The organism is Rhodococcus sp. 1R11, assembly GCF_004563845.1.
Classification (GTDB): Bacteria; Actinomycetota; Actinomycetes; order Mycobacteriales; family Mycobacteriaceae; genus Rhodococcoides.
The window spans coordinates 40325-54982 of sequence record NZ_SPNG01000010.1 but is presented as its reverse complement, the minus strand read 5'-3'; the positions used below and the strand labels follow the sequence as shown (position 1 = coordinate 54982).

The 14658-nt window shown below is 64.4% G+C and carries 17 protein-coding genes; 11 read left to right on the top strand and 6 right to left on the bottom strand.

What is annotated here, in order from left to right; all coding sequences use genetic code 11:
- Positions 1-3: 3 nt before the first annotated feature.
- Entirely contained in the window at positions 4-1020 is a 1017-nt protein-coding gene (gene corA, locus E4P29_RS17725) for a magnesium/cobalt transporter CorA (RefSeq protein WP_135046511.1), read from the bottom strand.
- A gap of 79 nt (positions 1021-1099) precedes the next feature.
- Between corA and E4P29_RS17720 the strand changes: the two genes are divergently transcribed.
- Entirely contained in the window at positions 1100-1528 is a 429-nt protein-coding gene (locus E4P29_RS17720; protein ID WP_135046510.1) for a VOC family protein, read from the top strand.
- Here E4P29_RS17720 and E4P29_RS17715 read toward each other — a convergent pair.
- Positions 1525-1806, bottom strand: a complete 282-nt coding sequence (locus E4P29_RS17715; protein WP_167735524.1) for a PASTA domain-containing protein — start codon at positions 1804-1806, stop codon at positions 1525-1527. The two genes, E4P29_RS17720 and E4P29_RS17715, sit on opposite strands and share 4 nt — an antisense overlap.
- Positions 1807-1921: 115 nt before the next feature.
- Here E4P29_RS17715 and E4P29_RS17710 point away from each other — a divergent pair, with 115 nt between their 5' ends.
- From E4P29_RS17710 to E4P29_RS17675, 7 genes are all read left to right on the top strand, one after another.
- Positions 1922-2536, top strand: coding sequence for a trimeric intracellular cation channel family protein (locus E4P29_RS17710; protein ID WP_135046508.1), 615 nt, complete (start codon positions 1922-1924; stop codon positions 2534-2536).
- Between the two features lie 76 nt (positions 2537-2612).
- Positions 2613-3299: a response regulator transcription factor gene (locus tag E4P29_RS17705; RefSeq protein ID WP_027496041.1), complete on the top strand. Its 687-nt coding sequence runs from the start codon at positions 2613-2615 to the stop codon at positions 3297-3299.
- A gap of 62 nt (positions 3300-3361) precedes the next feature.
- A complete protein-coding gene (locus E4P29_RS17700; RefSeq protein ID WP_135046665.1) occupies positions 3362-4756 on the top strand; it encodes a HAMP domain-containing sensor histidine kinase in 1395 nt (464 codons plus the stop codon).
- A 100-nt stretch (positions 4757-4856) separates the two neighbouring features.
- Entirely contained in the window at positions 4857-6377 is a 1521-nt protein-coding gene (locus tag E4P29_RS17695) for a trypsin-like peptidase domain-containing protein (RefSeq protein ID WP_135046507.1), read from the top strand.
- An 89-nt stretch (positions 6378-6466) separates the two neighbouring features.
- Positions 6467-6964 (top strand): MogA/MoaB family molybdenum cofactor biosynthesis protein, encoded by a 498-nt coding sequence (locus tag E4P29_RS17690; RefSeq protein WP_197077495.1) that lies wholly within the window; start codon positions 6467-6469, stop codon positions 6962-6964.
- 764 nt (positions 6965-7728) lie between these two features.
- Entirely contained in the window at positions 7729-8520 is a 792-nt protein-coding gene (locus E4P29_RS17680) for an MspA family porin (protein WP_135046505.1), read from the top strand.
- Positions 8521-8640: 120 nt separating this feature from the next.
- Positions 8641-9090, top strand: a complete 450-nt coding sequence (locus E4P29_RS17675; RefSeq protein ID WP_135046504.1) for a hypothetical protein — start codon at positions 8641-8643, stop codon at positions 9088-9090.
- 111 nt (positions 9091-9201) lie between these two features.
- Here the strand turns inward: E4P29_RS17675 and mscL are convergent, their stop codons facing one another.
- From mscL to E4P29_RS17655, 4 genes are all read right to left on the bottom strand, one after another.
- Positions 9202-9681, bottom strand: coding sequence for a large conductance mechanosensitive channel protein MscL (mscL, locus tag E4P29_RS17670; RefSeq protein WP_135046503.1), 480 nt, complete (start codon positions 9679-9681; stop codon positions 9202-9204).
- A gap of 95 nt (positions 9682-9776) precedes the next feature.
- Complete coding sequence (locus tag E4P29_RS17665; protein WP_135046502.1) at positions 9777-10439, bottom strand: RcpC/CpaB family pilus assembly protein; 663 nt, start codon at positions 10437-10439, stop codon at positions 9777-9779.
- Positions 10440-10528: 89 nt separating this feature from the next.
- Entirely contained in the window at positions 10529-10873 is a 345-nt protein-coding gene (locus E4P29_RS17660) for an FmdB family zinc ribbon protein (protein ID WP_094716708.1), read from the bottom strand.
- Positions 10874-11016: 143 nt separating this feature from the next.
- Entirely contained in the window at positions 11017-11613 is a 597-nt protein-coding gene (locus E4P29_RS17655; RefSeq protein ID WP_135046501.1) for a 5-formyltetrahydrofolate cyclo-ligase, read from the bottom strand.
- Between the two features lie 106 nt (positions 11614-11719).
- On the opposite strand from E4P29_RS17655, the gene E4P29_RS17650 reads away from it, so the two are divergent.
- From E4P29_RS17650 to E4P29_RS17640, 3 genes are read left to right on the top strand one after another with little or no spacing between them, the layout of a single operon-like run.
- Complete coding sequence (locus E4P29_RS17650) at positions 11720-12673, top strand: UTP--glucose-1-phosphate uridylyltransferase (protein ID WP_027496052.1); 954 nt, start codon at positions 11720-11722, stop codon at positions 12671-12673.
- 33 nt (positions 12674-12706) lie between these two features.
- Positions 12707-13966: a gephyrin-like molybdotransferase Glp gene (gene glp / locus E4P29_RS17645; protein WP_027496053.1), complete on the top strand. Its 1260-nt coding sequence runs from the start codon at positions 12707-12709 to the stop codon at positions 13964-13966.
- A 37-nt stretch (positions 13967-14003) separates the two neighbouring features.
- The gene (locus E4P29_RS17640; protein WP_032364078.1) at positions 14004-14651 is read left to right on the top strand and encodes a GNAT family protein; all 648 of its coding nucleotides are present in this window, start codon (positions 14004-14006) and stop codon (positions 14649-14651) included.
- Positions 14652-14658: the final 7 nt, after the last annotated feature.

The following is a 14658-nucleotide window of genomic DNA, read 5'->3' as shown; positions in this document are numbered from 1 at the left end:
GCTCTACAGCCACTTCTGACGTTTGAACACCACGTAGAGCGCGCTGGAGCAGATCACCATGGCGACCAGCGCCAGTGGATAACCCAAGTGCCACTTCAGTTCCGGCATGTCCTCGAAGTTCATGCCGTAAATCGCGGCGATGAGCGAGGGCGCGAAAAGTATTGCACCCCAGGATGAAATGCGCTTGACCTGTTCGTTCTGCTCCAGGCTTACCTGCGTCATGTTGCGCATCTCTTCGTTCTGCTGCTGCGCCACCATGGTGGAGTGCACTGTCATCGCGTTCTGCAGGTTGGATCGGAACGACTCGATGCGGTCGGAGATGCGGATTGCGTGGTCCAGCACGTCCCGAAGATTTCGCTGCAGTTCGACGTCGACGTGATACTTGTCGGACCCGCGCTTGAGGGACTCGATCATCTCCACCAGAGGCTTTGCCGCACGGTCGAATTCGGACACCTCGCGCAGTAGGGAGTAGATGCGCCTCGATACGCTGGGATCGCCGGTGAACAGCTGATCCTCGATTTCGTCGATGTCGTTCTGTAACCCTTTCACCACCGGGACGTACTCGTCGACCACCTGGTCGAGGATGCCGTACAGGATCGCTTCGGGTCCGAGTCCGAGCAATTCGGGAGATTCTTCGAGTCGCTGCCGAACCTTACCCAGCTCGGGCGATTCGGCGTGGCGAATGGTGACCACGAAATCTGCTCCGAGAAAAATGTGCAATTCGCCGAATTCGACCTTTTCGGTCTCGTCGATGTATCGGGCGGGTCGTAGTACGACGAAGAGTTGCTCGGCGTAGCGTTCGAGTTTCGGCCGCTGGTGTGCCGCAATGGCGTCTTCCACCGCCAATCGGTGCAGTCCGAATTCATCTGCTACAGCATTGATTTCGTTCAGCTCGGGCCGATACAGGCCGATCCACGCCATGCCGTGGCGGTCACGCATGCACTCGAACGTGATGTCGAGGCTCTCCGGATTCGCGGTCCGCTTTCCCTCGACGTAGACGGCATTGTCGACGATCGGCACTTCGGGTCACCTCGGTTCGAGAACTTTCGAATGTGCCGGACGGCACCCGATCGAGACTATCGCCTGAAACAATAGGGCGATGCAGCAGCAAGTTCATTTCACCACTCTGGCCACTGCGGATCTCGATGCCGCCCGGGCGTTCTACTGCGACGGGCTGGGGTGGACGCCGTTGCTCGACGTTCCCGGGGAGATTCTGTTCTTCCAGATCGGACCCGGTGCGGTGCTCGGTCTGTACGACGCCACCGCGTTCGACGGGGATCTGGGACGGCCGCCGCGCGAGCACGACCTCGGCTCGGTCACGTTGGCGCACAACGTCGACGACGCGGCGGCCGTCGACGCGATGTTCGCAGCCACCCTCGCGGCGGGCGCGACACCGGTGAAAACCCCTCAGCGGACGTCATTCGGTGGCTATCACGCCCACATCGCCGACCCCAACGGAGTCATCTGGGAAATCTGCCACAACCCCGGTTGGAGCGTCGACGACGACGGGACGGTTCGGCTGACTTAGCCGGCACCGACTATCAAGAGAATGGCTGCATTCTCGCTCACCTTGTCGCCGGCTTGGAAGTTGGTTCCGACCACCGTCGCGTCGGGACGGTCGTAGTCGCTGCTCACGTCGGAGAAGCCTGCATCCGATAGTGCCTGCACCGCGTCCGATTCGGTCATTCCGGCCACTGCGGGCAGCGGCGCGCGGTCGGGCGCTGCGTCGGCGATGGCACCGCCGCCGAGGGTCAGTGCTCCTGCCACAGCGAGGGTGGCGATCGTCTTCTTGAATCCAATGCCCATGTCTTCGTCCTTACTCGTCGGCGCTCTCTGACAAACGCAACCGTGCTCCCGGAGGCTGTGACAGCGTTTCGATGTTGCTGTGAAGCAGCTGTCAGTCGCGTGACATGCTCGTTCGGTGCTTCTCGACCTCCTCGGATACATCGGTATCGCAGTCTTCGCGGCGTCGGGTGCACTGGTCGGGGTATATCGACGACTCGATCTGTTCGGAGTCTGCGTCGTCGGAATCACGACGGGCATCGGAGGCGGCATCGTTCGCGATGTGCTGCTCGGTATCCATCCACCGACGTCGCTGGACACCTGGCCGAACGTCACCGTCGGGTTCTTCGCCTCGCTGGTGGTGTTCGTCGCGCATCGGCAGATGGGCAAGGTGCGCCGAGGTGTGCTCGTGCTCGACGCATTCGGGATGGGCCTGTTCGCGTCCACCGGCGCGACGATCGCCCTCGGTGTCGGCGGTAGTGCCCTGTCGGGAGCGCTCATCGGGACGACGACGGCGGTGGCCGGTGGCGTCATCCGCGACGTCCTCGTCAACGACGTGCCCCTGCTGCTGCACCGCGACCTGTACGCCCTCCCTGCGCTGCTCGGTGCGACGGCCGTCGTGGTGGCCGAGGCGCTCGCTCTGCCGGAGAACGTCGGGTTGGTCGCGGGGACGGTACTGGCGACCGGCCTGAGATTGCTGGCCCTGTGGCGTAAATGGAATCTGCCGCAGGCTCGGAACCTACCCACGCTGTGAGCTCCGACTGCCTGAGCGCGTACCGACCGACCACCCCTCTCAGCCGTGTCTCAGTCGACCAGGACAAACTGTACGGATGCGGATACTGGTGGTCGACGACGATCGAGCGGTGCGCGAATCGCTGCGCAGGTCGCTCACGTTCAACGGGTACACCGTGGACCTGGCGGTCGACGGCCTCGATGCCCTGGAACAGGTAGCTGCGGCGCGCCCCGATGCGTTGGTGCTCGACGTGATGATGCCGCGTCTCGACGGCCTCGAGGTGTGTCGGCGATTGCGCAGCGTGGGCGACGACCTACCGATCCTGGTGCTGACCGCGCGTGATTCGGTATCCGAGCGCGTAGCCGGTCTCGACGCCGGTGCCGACGACTACCTGCCCAAGCCGTTCGCGCTCGAAGAGCTCCTGGCTCGACTGCGTGCGCTGTTGCGGCGCACCGCCATGGAAGCCGGCATCGACTCGGAGACCATGACGTTCGCGGACCTGTCGTTGGACCCGGTCACCCGTGAAGTGTCTCGCGGCGAGCGTTCGATCAGTCTCACCAGGACCGAGTTCTCGTTGCTCGAGATGCTCATGACCAATCCGCGCCGGGTGCTCACCAGAAGCCGCATTCTCGAAGAGGTCTGGGGTTACGACTTCCCGACCTCCGGCAACGCGCTCGAGGTGTACGTCGGGTATCTGCGCCGCAAGACCGAGGCCGAAGGGGAGTCGCGGCTGATCCATACCGTTCGCGGTGTCGGATACGTCCTGCGCGAGACGCCCCCGTGATAGGCAGTTCGTTCGGGCGCAAGACGCCCGACGGCGGCGCACTCCCACCTCCTCCGGCACCGATGCGGCCACCGACGCCGTTGACGAGATCGGTGTCGTTGCGGTGGCGGGTGACGCTGTTGGCTGCGTCCGTCGTGGCTATCGCGGTGGCCGTCATGGCCATTGCGGCCTACACCGTGGTCTCGCGCGCGTTGTATGGCGACGTGGATACGCAGTTGCGTTCTCGTGCATCGGCATTGGCGGAATCGGACCTGGTGTCCTACGATCCACGGTTCGTGGCCGGTGCCACGTTGTACAGCACCGACGTGAGTGTCGCATTGATCTACCCCGACATGACCAGCTACAACCCGCCCGGACCCAAGGTGCCCGTCGGCGATTCGGAACTCGCTGTGGTGCGCGGAGATCAGGCCTCGTCGCTGCGCACACTCGACGATCAGCGAGTGCTCGCGCTGCGCACGAAGGACGGCAGCACCCTCATCGTGGCGCAGCGATTGCTGCCCACCGGGGAAGTGCTGGATCGTTTGGCATGGGTTCTGTTGATCGTCGGCGCGTGCGGTGTGGTGCTGGCAGCGGGTGCTGGCATGGCCGTGGGGCGCACCGGTTTACGGCCTATCGCACGATTGACTGCGGCCGCAGAGCGGGTGGCGCGTACCGACGATCTGACGCCGATTCCGGTGACCGGCGACGACGAATTGGCGCGATTGACCGAGAGTTTCAACACGATGCTCCGCGCACTGGCCGAATCTCGCGGCAGACAGAGCAGATTGGTCGCCGACGCCGGGCACGAACTTCGAACGCCGTTGACGTCCCTGCGTACCAACATGGAACTGCTGATCGCGGCCGGGCGTCCAGGTGCGCCGTCCATCCCCGACGAGGACATGGCCGAACTGCGGACCGACGTGGTCGCTCAGATTCAGGAATTGTCCACGCTGGTCGGTGATCTGGTGGACCTTGCACGCGAGGATGCACCCGAGACGGTGTTCGAGCGGGTCGACCTGGCCGATGCCGTCGAACGTAGTCTCGAACGAGCTCGCCGTCGCCGCAACGAGATCGACTTCGATGCCACGCTCATGCCGTGGTTCGTCTACGGAGATCAGGCAGGCCTGTCGAGGGCAGTGCTCAATGTGCTCGACAACGCGGCCAAATGGAGCCCCAGCGGCGGAGAAGTACGAATTGCCATGCGGCAGATCGGTGACGGCCTGCTCGAGCTGACAGTGGACGACGCGGGCCCTGGCATTCCGGAGGAAGACCGCGAACTCGTCTTCGAGCGCTTCTATCGCTCGACGGCATCGCGTTCCATGCCCGGATCCGGTCTGGGACTTGCCATCGTGAGGCAGGTGGTCGTCAAACACGGCGGCACGATTGCCGTCGAGGTGTCCGAGCGAGGTGGAGCGCTCATTCGAATCGTGTTGCCCGGTGAGGGTGCCGCGGACCACGAGACACTCTCGGCAAACTGATAGGCGAGTCTCAGCGCGCTCTCAGTACCGCCCTGCACAGTGAGTAGCAAGAAGGCGGGCGACCTCGAAGCCGAGGTCTCTATCGAAGGAAGCAACAGCGATGAGCGACGACCGTAACGAACCAGAACAGCCCGGACGGGATGCCGGTGCACAGCATCATCCTGCGGACCGGGCTTCACACGGCGGCGAGCACGATCCCTCGACCCAGAACCAGCCCACCCAGCAGCAGCCTGCTCAGAATCCCACCCAGCAGAATCCGACGCAGCAGTTCCCGCCCCAGCAGGCGCATCCCCAACAGGGCTACCCGCAGCAGTACGCCGGCTACGGGCAGAACCAGTACCAGCCCGGCTACGGCCCCTACGGTCAGCATGGCGACCCGCAGGCCGGTCAGCACAACCCGGGCCAGCATGCGCAGCCCCAACAGGTTGCGCCGCAACCGCATTCGGCATCCGGCACCGTCAAGTCCCGGCCGGGTCGGTCTGCTCTGGTGGCCGGAGCGATTGCTCTCGTTCTCGTGGGCGGCGGAATCGGCGGTGCTGTCGGTGCCATCGCGACCAACAACGCCAACGGCAACAACGCCGGTGTCACCAATTCGCTGAACTCACCGATCACCGCCGCTCAGCCGGCCGCCAACTTCCCCGACGGGTCCGTACAGGCTGTCGCGAACAAGGTGTTGCCGAGTGTCGTGCAGATTCAGGTGAAGGGCTCGCAGCAGGAAGGTGAGGGCTCCGGCGTCATCCTCAGCAGTGACGGCCTGATCCTGACGAACAACCACGTGGCCACCGGCGCAGGGGCCAACGGCAAGCTGACCGTCGCGTTCGCCGACGGGTCGGTGGCCGACGCGACCATCGTCGGTGCCGACTCCGTCTCGGACATGGCCGTCATCAAAGCCGAAGGAAAGACGAATTTGACGCCGATCGAGTTGGGCAGTTCGTCCAACCTCGAGGTCGGGCAGCAGGTCGTCGCCATCGGCTCGCCTCTGGGCCTGGCCGGCACCGTCACCACCGGTATCGTTTCCTCGCTCAACCGCCCGGTATCGACCTCCGGTGAGTCCGGCAACCAGAACTCGGTGATCGACGCCATTCAGACCGACGCGGCCATCAACCCCGGTAACTCCGGCGGCGCTCTCGTCAACACCGATGGGCAACTGATCGGCATCAACACCGCCATCGCGACACTCGGCGGCAGTGAGGGCTCCGGCGCTCAGAGCGGATCGATCGGTCTCGGATTCGCGATCCCGGTCGATCAGGCCAAGCGGATCGCCGACGAGCTGACCACCACCGGCAAAGCCACTCAAGCGATGATCGGTGTGCAGGTGCCGTCCAAGGACGATGCCAACGGCGCAACCGTCGTCGAGGTCACCGAGGGTGGCCCGGCTGCGGCGGCAGGTATTCCGAAGGGCGCGGTCATCACCAAGGTCGACGATCGGATCGTCGCCAGCGGTGACGCGTTGATCGCCGCAGTGCGTTCGCACGCACCCGGCGATTCGGTGAAGATCACCTACACGGACGGTGGCAGCGAGAAGACCGTCGACGTGACGCTGGGCACGGCCGAGCCGGCTGCGGCACCCACCGCGCAGGTTCCTTCACTGCAGATCCCGTCGTTCCCGGGCGGTCGCTGATGCTCAGGGAAGCCGGCAGGCACGGAACCATTGCAACTATTTACGCACAGCGTGAGCCGGGTACGGGCCTTACTACTACGGTGAGCGGTATGGAACTCGACGCACCTTTGGCCGGCCGCGCGTTGGTCGTCATCGTGGACGACCGGACAGCTCACAGCAACGAGAAGGATTCGACGGGTCCGCTGGTGACCGAACTGTTGACCGAGGCCGGTTTCTTGGTCGACGGTGTGGTGGCAGTGACGGCCGACGAAGTGGACGTGCGGAATGCGCTGAACACCGCGGTGATCGGCGGCGTCGATCTGGTGGTGTCCGTCGGCGGCACGGGTGTCTCGCCTCGCGACGTGACTCCCGACGTCACGGCCGAGGTGCTCGATCGCGAGATACCGGGAATCAGTGAGGCGCTGCGCTCTTCCGGTTTGGCAGCCGGATCGTTGGACGCAGGGCTTTCGCGGGGGCTGGTCGGAGTGTCGGGCAGCACCCTGGTGGTCAACCTTGCGTCGTCGCGTGCGGCCATCCGTGACGGTATGGCGACGTTGACGCCGCTGGCGAGTCAGGTCATTGCCGAGCTGTCGGGATTGGACGCGTAGACACTGCGATGAACGACGAGCCGATCGAGAATCGACCGGACGACGAAGCGAGCCGGGCCCGAGCAGAACGGGCCCGGCTCGCTCGCATCTTCGGAGACGTGCTGCCGGAGACCACGGGAGACGACCGGGCCGACGGGTCCGATGGCGATTCTTTGTCGGTCGATTGGTTGAAGCAGCAGCGACCACCCCATTACTTTTAGTGTGATCCACAACACATTTTGATGGCCGGAATGACAGGTCTGTTAGTTAGTCGTTTACCTGTCGTTAGCGACCTACCCGGCGGTAGTGCCGGGCGAAGCTGCCGAAAACGGACACCACAGGCGGGGTGTGGAACGGTCCAATCGCGCAATCCGGACAGGACTCCCGCTGCGTCTTCCCATATCAGGGTCGTTTTACTCCTCATCGGCACCTGTAACGGTTTCGACTTCTCGGGAGATGCTGTGACGCAGGTTATCGCTAACACGGGTGTGAAAGATGTTCACGCCGACGAAACACATCACGAGATGGCAACGTTTGGGCGTCGATCGTAGGGATTGTCACGGTCAGGCATCTCCTCTAATGTTCCCCTCAGCTTCCAAGGGATCAGGGCGTGGGACCAACCGGTGCCGCGCCCTTCATCTCGGAACAGATCGATCGAGGATGTGGCCTTCAGGCTCCATCCGGCTCGGGCTCGCACACACTGACGCGTGCGATTCAGTTCGAGGGTGAAAGCCACAAGCTTCCCCGTGCGACACCGCGCTGGGACTGAACATGATGAGGAATAAATGACGGAGATCCAGAAGTCGCGGCGCAGCCGGGGACTCAAGTCCATGAGCGTCGCAGTTGCTGCCAGCGCTTCGGTAGTCGGCCTGGTGCTCGGTACCGGAACCGCTTCTGCCGCTGTCGACAGCGCGAAGTCCATCGTCGACGCCGATGGCAACACCGTGACGTTGACGCTGTCCGACTCCTTCGTCAGCGGCGTTGCGCCTCTCGACGGAAACCCGCTCACCCGTGAGTGGTTCTACGACGGCCGCGCAACCTTCGACGTTCAGGGACCCACGGCTGACGACTTCGAGGGCACCCTCACCGCCGGCCTGCAGATCGGCTACCCGCTGAGCCTCGACGGCGGCGTGTCGGTCGAGTGGGCTTCGCCTTCGGCCAAGCTCGGCATCGGCAGTGGCAACAGCTCGAAGACGGGTATCGAAGGAACCATCGGCGACATCGCTGACATCGGTGCCGGCGATCTCCTTGACCTCCCGATCAGCACCGAGGCCACCTCCAACAGCAACCTCGACATCGGCGTTCAGCTGATCCCGCAGGCAACTGCGACCATCGATCTCGCTCCCGGCGGCGGCGTCGTTCAGTCCGAGAGTGCAATCGCCACCTTCAACGAAGAGGCGAACATCTCCAAGACCGAGGGTGACGCTGCAGGCGCTCAGGGCTCCATCCAGCTCGCCGGCGTCCACGGCACCGCTACGGGCATCCTGGGCAACGTCACGGTCCGTCCGTACGTCACCCTGCTCAGCGCAAAGGGTGACTCGATCACCACGTACGGCCCGGCAACTCGCCTCAACTGATCTCGATCGGTTGATTCTGGTTTCCTAGTTCTTCCGGTTCAGGCCCGCACGGATTCTCCGTGCGGGCCTGAACTATGTTCGGCTCGAACGCAGTTCGACATGTAGAGAGGCGCAGAAGCAGTGACTTACCCGAAAGCCCGTTTCACAGTGTTCGCCGCCGGAGCCGTCGTTGCTCTCGGGTTGCTCACCGGTTGCAGTGGTGGTGACGACTCGGCAGCCACCGGTCAGAACACCGACGTGTGCAACTCTTTCGCCGCCGACCACAATGCGTTCGTCGGTCTGGTGAAGGCGGGCCCGGGGTCGGCAGCCAACATCGAGCAGTGGACTGCGGACAAGCAGGCGGCCGTCGACAAGGTGAAGTCACTGTCCGGCACCGCGTCCGGTGATGTGGCCAGTGCTATTACGACTTTCGCGGACGCCATTCCGGCGGACACGCTCGAACTGTCGGAGCCCGACAGCGAGTCGGGCAAGGCGTTCGTCTCCAACAGCGCAGCAGTGAAGTCCTCTTGTGAGGCGGATGGCACCTCGATCACGCTCGACGAGCTACCGCTGACCACGTTCACCAACTGATCGCCTGACGGGCCCTCCCGGCCTGTGTCGCACGCCCCACAACGAATGAATGCGCCATTCACGCCGTCAGACAGCGTGAATGGCGCATTCATTCGTCGAAGCAGACCGGTGTCAGTCCTTCGAGTGCTTGCCGAGGTCGGGGGAGGAGGAATCGATAGCTTCGCCGCTGCCGCCGGTGGTGTCGGCCGCCGTCGAAAGCTTCTGTCCTGCAGCGGTTCCCCCTGCGAGGATGTCGCGGATCTGCACCAGCACGTCGACGTCGCTCAGTTCCTTCTCCGGCTGGCTGACGAAGCGCTTCTTCGCGGTGTTCACCGGCAGGATCAGGACGAAGTACACGACCGCGGCGATGATGATGAAGTTGATGATCGCCGTGATGACCGCGCCGATATTGATGAACGTGGCGTCGTTACTACTGAGGATCTTGATTCCCCACCCCAGTTCGTTGCTACCACCGACAGCGGCGACCAACGGGTTGATGATGTTCGTGGTGAACGCCGTGACGATCGCAGTGAATGCTGCGCCGACGACGACAGCGACCGCGAGGTCGACCACGTTGCCTCGCAACAGAAAGTCCTTGAATCCCTTCAGCATGAGCCGCTCTCCGATCTCTTGGTATGTTTCGGTCTCGCTAGACGTTAACCCAGATCGATCGACTTCGGACCCCGTGAATCGCCCGGGCACCCGCCTCAATGCAATGTCACCGTCAAAGCGCTCACCAGCGACGCGGCCGCCACCGTCGTCGCATCCTCGGTCCTTAGGGCGAGCAACACCACCCGATCTCGTTGCCGACCCCCGCCGGCCTCGGCGGAGACGAGCACCACCATCGCCCCCGATGCCAGTATCCGAGCAGCAGGTGGGGCGTCGGGATTCTCCTGAGTTTCGACGGTCAGGACGTCCACCCGATCGCCTTCTCTGAGTAGGTCGGTCACGCCCGCATCGGCGAGATGCACCGGTACGACGCGTGCCTCGGCCCCCAGCGCCGCGCTGGCTGTCCGCGAGCCCAACAGCCGGACGTCGGTGAGCAATTCGCCTGCTCGAACCGGTCCGGTCAGTGTCCGTCCGTCCACGTCGGCGGAATCGAGCACTGCGCCGTTGGGCACCGTGGCCGAATCCCATTCGGCGACGGCAACATCGGCCGGCGTCAGTATCGTTCCCGGCGTCAGGTCGCGGCCGGCCGTGACGACGCGGACGCGATCGTCGCCTGCGGCGTCGTCGACGAACAGCAGGACTGCGACGGCCACCAGAATGCCCGCGGCGATGCGTCGAACTTTCACCGATCCCACCCACGCGGGACGCTGAGCGAAGCGGTCGAGCAGCGTCGAGTCCAGTCGGTTCTTGCGGGCAGCCATGACCGGAACGGTAGCGGTCTCAACTGGCCTGAAGAGACCGAAAAGGCCAGCCTGTGGATAACAGACCGGCCTGTGGATGGATCCAAAAACTACTGGCTGGCAGCAGCTTTCGTGGTGGAGGATGATGAGGAGCTGCTCGACGAGGACGAATCCGACGACTTCTTCTCGACCGGCTTCGAGTCGCTCTTGGTCTCCGACTTCGTGGCCGCGGCGTCGGACTTCTTCTCGCTCGCGCCTTCGCTGGCGGTGCCGGAGTTGCCCCGACTGTCGGTGCGGTAGAAGCCGCTGCCCTTGAAGACGATGCCGACCGAATTGAACAACTTGCGAAGCTTGCCGGAGCAGGCCGGGCATACCGTCAACGTGTCGTCGGTGAAGGACTGGACGATGTCGAAGCGGTTGTCGCACTCGGTGCAGGCGTATGAGTAGGTGGGCATCGTGTTTCCTCCGCGCTGGTCACCGAGGAGGTTCGCGCTCTGCTGGCCGAGGCCGAACACCGCCGGTGTCTTGTCTGTTCGTCGAAACTGGGGAGAGCATTAGCACTCTACAGTCAGGAGTGCCAACGAATCGAATCGTAGCGTTATTCCGTACCCAAGCGTACGAGCCCGCCGTCGGGAGTCAGCGCGTGCGTCACGCGGCGGTCGTGCGGTTCGGCCGGTAGCCGGGAGAACAGCTCCTCGTCGCGCACGATGGCGACCAGCATGGCCTCGGGACTGCACAGGTCGAGAGTCCGGTCGTAGAACCCGGCTCCACGGCCCAGCCGGACACCGCGGCGATCGACGGCCAGCGCAGGTAGCAGCACCATCGAGCATTGCCCGACGGCGTCGGGCTCGAGTAGTGGACCCGACGGCTCGAGCAGCCCGTACGGTGCCCGCACCAACGCATCGCGACCCTCGTGACGCGCCCACTTCAGCGGCCCCGGCTCATGGGCACTCGGTAGCAGAACCGTGGCTCCGGCCGCGGCCATCGCGTCGAGCATCTCGATCGACCCCGGCTCCCGGCCGATCGGGACGTACGCCGCCACGACCGAGTGTTCGGCCGCCAATTCGCCGACGGCATGGCAGAGTGCGGAGGACTCCATCGCGCGTTGCGCATCGTCGAGCAGTCGGCGTTCGGCGAGGACATGCTCCCGCCACAGATCCTTCGGCGTGTTCTCCGAAAATTCGGGAACGCTCACAACGGTTCACTCTCCCTCTCGTGCTGTCGTTCAACGATATGCACTCGGGGGTCGAACGGGGCACACGCCGAGCCAATCTCCAGAAACCACGGATAGGGTGAGCACCATGACAGAAGCCGCTTCAGCGACGACCGCCGCCACGCCTGTGCACTTCCGCACGGCCATCGTCCCCGCCGCAGGCATGGGTACCCGGTTCCTGCCGGCCACGAAAACTGTTCCGAAGGAACTACTTCCGGTTGTCGACACTCCCGGTATCGAACTCGTCGCCGGAGAAGCGGCAGATTCCGGTGCACAACGGTTGGTCATCGTCACCTCTCCCGGCAAGGACGGCGTCGTCGCCCACTTCGTCGAGGACCTCGTTCTGGAAAAGAAGCTCGAAGCGAGCGGAAAGCTCGAAATGCTCGAGAAGGTGCGCGTCGCCCCCAAGCTTCTGGACGTGCAGTCGGTCATTCAGCACGAGCCGCTCGGACTCGGCCACGCCGTCGCCTGTGCCGAGGAAGCACTCGACGACGACGAGGATTCGGTCGCAGTGTTGCTGCCCGACGATCTGGTAATGCCGCGTGGTGTGCTCGACGTCATGGCCCGGGTGCGCGCCAAGCGCGGCGGCTCGGTGCTGTGCGCCATCGAGGTTCCCGACGACAAGGTCTCGTCCTACGGCGTTTTTTCCGTCGAAATCGTGCCCGATGCCGTCAACCCGAACGTCCTCAAAGTGACCGGCATGGTCGAAAAGCCCAAGAAGGAAGAGGCGCCGTCCAACTTGGCTGCCGCGGGCCGGTATCTGCTCGACCGCGCGATATTCGACGCGTTGCGACGCATCGAGCCCGGTGCCGGCGGCGAGTTGCAGCTGACCGACGCCATCGCGCTTCTGATCGAGGAGGGCCATCCCGTTCACGTGGTGGTGCATCGTGGATCGAGACACGACCTCGGAAATCCCGGGGGATACCTACGCGCTGCGGTTGACTTTGCTTTGCAGCGCGACGACTACGGTCCCGCGCTGCGTGAATGGCTGAACGAACGCTTGAGCGACAGCTGGGCACCGGAACTGACGACGTACGAATAGCATCGCGGGTCGATGCCATAGAGGAAGGGCCAGATGCGCTCGGTCGAAGATCAACAGACCAGGGTGACCGCAGCGGCGGTGGCTCCACGGCCTGTTCGGGTCGCCATCTCGGAAGCGCAGGGTCTGCTCTGTGCCGAGGAAGTGGTCACCGAGCGTCCCCTTCCCGGCTTCGACCAGGCCGCGATCGACGGTTATGCCGTACGCAGTGTCGACGTCGCCTCCGCAGGTACCGACCTGCGTAACGAGGAGGACGAACGCATCGACCTGACGCTTCCCGTCGTCGGCGAGGTCTCCGCGGGTTCGCGTCAGCCCATCCGGCTGCAGCCGCGTCAGGCCGTGCGGGTCGATACCGGCGCGCCGCTGCCCACGTTGGCCGACGCTGTCCTGCCGCTGGATCGCACCGACAACGGCCGCGCCCGGGTCAAGGTGTTCCGTCCGGTCCGCTCGGGCGACTACGTGCGCAAGATCGGCGACGACGTCCAACCCGGCGACGTCGCCGTGCGTGCGGGAACGATCATCGGTGCCGCGCAGGTCGGCTTGTTGGCCGCCGTCGGACGCGACAAGGTGCTGGTGCATCCGCGTCCGCGATTGTCCGTCATCTCGGTGGGCGGGGAGTTGGTCGATACCGATCGGACTCCCGGGCCCGGCCAGGTGTACGACGTCAACTCCTATGCCCTCGCCGCGGCGGCACGCGACGCCGGAGCCGACGTCAACCGCGTCGGCATCGTGAGCACCGACCCCAAGCGACTGCGTGAAGTGGTCGAAGGCCAGTTGATCCGCTCCGAGATCGTCGTCATCGCAGGAGCGGTCGGCGGCGGCGCGTCCGATGGAGTCCGTGAGGCGCTGGGCGAACTCGGCGACATGGAAGTCGAGCGGGTAGCCATGCACCCCGGATCGGTGCAGGGATTCGGTCAGCTCGGACGCGACGAGGTGCCCACGTTCCTGTTGCCTGCCAACCCCGTCAGCGCGCTCGTGGTGTTCGAGGTGATGGTCCGCCCGCTCATTCGCATTGCACTCGGCCGTCGCCAGCCGCTGCGCCGGACCGTCACCGCGCGGACCGTCGCACCCATCACGTCGATCGAGGACCGCAAGGGATTCCTACGAGGACAGCTGATGCGCGACGAGGGCACCGGCGAATATCTCGTCCAGGCTCTCGGCGGTGCACCTGGCTCGTCGTCACACCTGCTCGCGACGCTCGCGGAGGCGAACTGCCTGGTCGTGATCGACCCCGACGTCACCGAGATCCGCACCGGAGAAGAAGTGAAGGTCTCGTTCCTCGCTCAGCGCGGCTGACGCACGCGCTCACACGCGCAGCGCATACGATCGACGGATGCCGCGAACGTGGTCGAGCCACCCGGGTTGGCCGGCGAAATTGGGTCCAGTGCGAGTGGCCGGGGGAACGGTGACGGTTCGGCCCGTCCGCATGCGCGACGCAGCCTCTTGGAGTCGAATCCGAACCCAGGACCGCGCCCACCTCGAGCCGTGGGAGCCGAGTGGTGAGGGCAGTTGGAATTCCCGACACCACATTTCCTCGTGGCCGACGCTGTGCTCGGGACTGAAGTCCGAGGCGCGCAAGGGACACATGCTGCCGATGGTGATCGAGGTCGACGGTGAATTCTGTGGGCAGATCACCACCGGAAACATCGTGCGCGGCGCACTCCGGTCGGCATGGATCGGTTACTGGGTGTCCAAGGAAGTCAACGGCAAAGGCGTCGCCACCGCGGCGCTGGCGCTCGGACTCGATCATTGCTTCGGACCGGTCGGGTTGCACCGCGTCGAGGCGACGGTGCGTCCGGAGAACCTCGCCAGCCAGGCCGTGCTGCGGAACGTCGGTTTCCGCGAAGAGGGTCTGCTCTACAAGTACCTCGACGTCGATGGCGAGTGGCGCGACCACAAGCTGGTCGCGATCACCTCGGGAGAGGTACAGGGTTCGGTCGTCGATCGATTGGTTCGCGCGGGCAGGGCTGCCTGGGCGTAGTGCTCAC

What these genes read in the sequence shown, in the direction of transcription:
- E4P29_RS17695 (WP_135046507.1), top strand. Translation starts at nt 4,857, where the DNA reads ATGAGCGACGACCGTAACGAACCAGAACAGCCCGGACGGGATGCCGGT.
- E4P29_RS17665 (WP_135046502.1), bottom strand. Translation starts at nt 10,439, where the DNA reads ATGGCTGCCCGCAAGAACCGACTGGACTCGACGCTGCTCGACCGCTTC.
- E4P29_RS17715 (WP_167735524.1), bottom strand. Translation starts at nt 1,806, where the DNA reads ATGGGCATTGGATTCAAGAAGACGATCGCCACCCTCGCTGTGGCAGGA.
- E4P29_RS17680 (WP_135046505.1), top strand. Translation starts at nt 7,729, where the DNA reads ATGACGGAGATCCAGAAGTCGCGGCGCAGCCGGGGACTCAAGTCCATG.
- E4P29_RS17705 (WP_027496041.1), top strand. Translation starts at nt 2,613, where the DNA reads ATGCGGATACTGGTGGTCGACGACGATCGAGCGGTGCGCGAATCGCTG.
- mscL (WP_135046503.1), bottom strand. Translation starts at nt 9,681, where the DNA reads ATGCTGAAGGGATTCAAGGACTTTCTGTTGCGAGGCAACGTGGTCGAC.
- E4P29_RS17690 (WP_197077495.1), top strand. Translation starts at nt 6,467, where the DNA reads ATGGAACTCGACGCACCTTTGGCCGGCCGCGCGTTGGTCGTCATCGTG.
- glp (WP_027496053.1), top strand. Translation starts at nt 12,707, where the DNA reads ATGCGCTCGGTCGAAGATCAACAGACCAGGGTGACCGCAGCGGCGGTG.
- E4P29_RS17720 (WP_135046510.1), top strand. Translation starts at nt 1,100, where the DNA reads ATGCAGCAGCAAGTTCATTTCACCACTCTGGCCACTGCGGATCTCGAT.
- E4P29_RS17700 (WP_135046665.1), top strand. Translation starts at nt 3,362, where the DNA reads ATGCGGCCACCGACGCCGTTGACGAGATCGGTGTCGTTGCGGTGGCGG.
- E4P29_RS17640 (WP_032364078.1), top strand. Translation starts at nt 14,004, where the DNA reads ATGCCGCGAACGTGGTCGAGCCACCCGGGTTGGCCGGCGAAATTGGGT.
- E4P29_RS17650 (WP_027496052.1), top strand. Translation starts at nt 11,720, where the DNA reads ATGACAGAAGCCGCTTCAGCGACGACCGCCGCCACGCCTGTGCACTTC.
- E4P29_RS17660 (WP_094716708.1), bottom strand. Translation starts at nt 10,873, where the DNA reads ATGCCCACCTACTCATACGCCTGCACCGAGTGCGACAACCGCTTCGAC.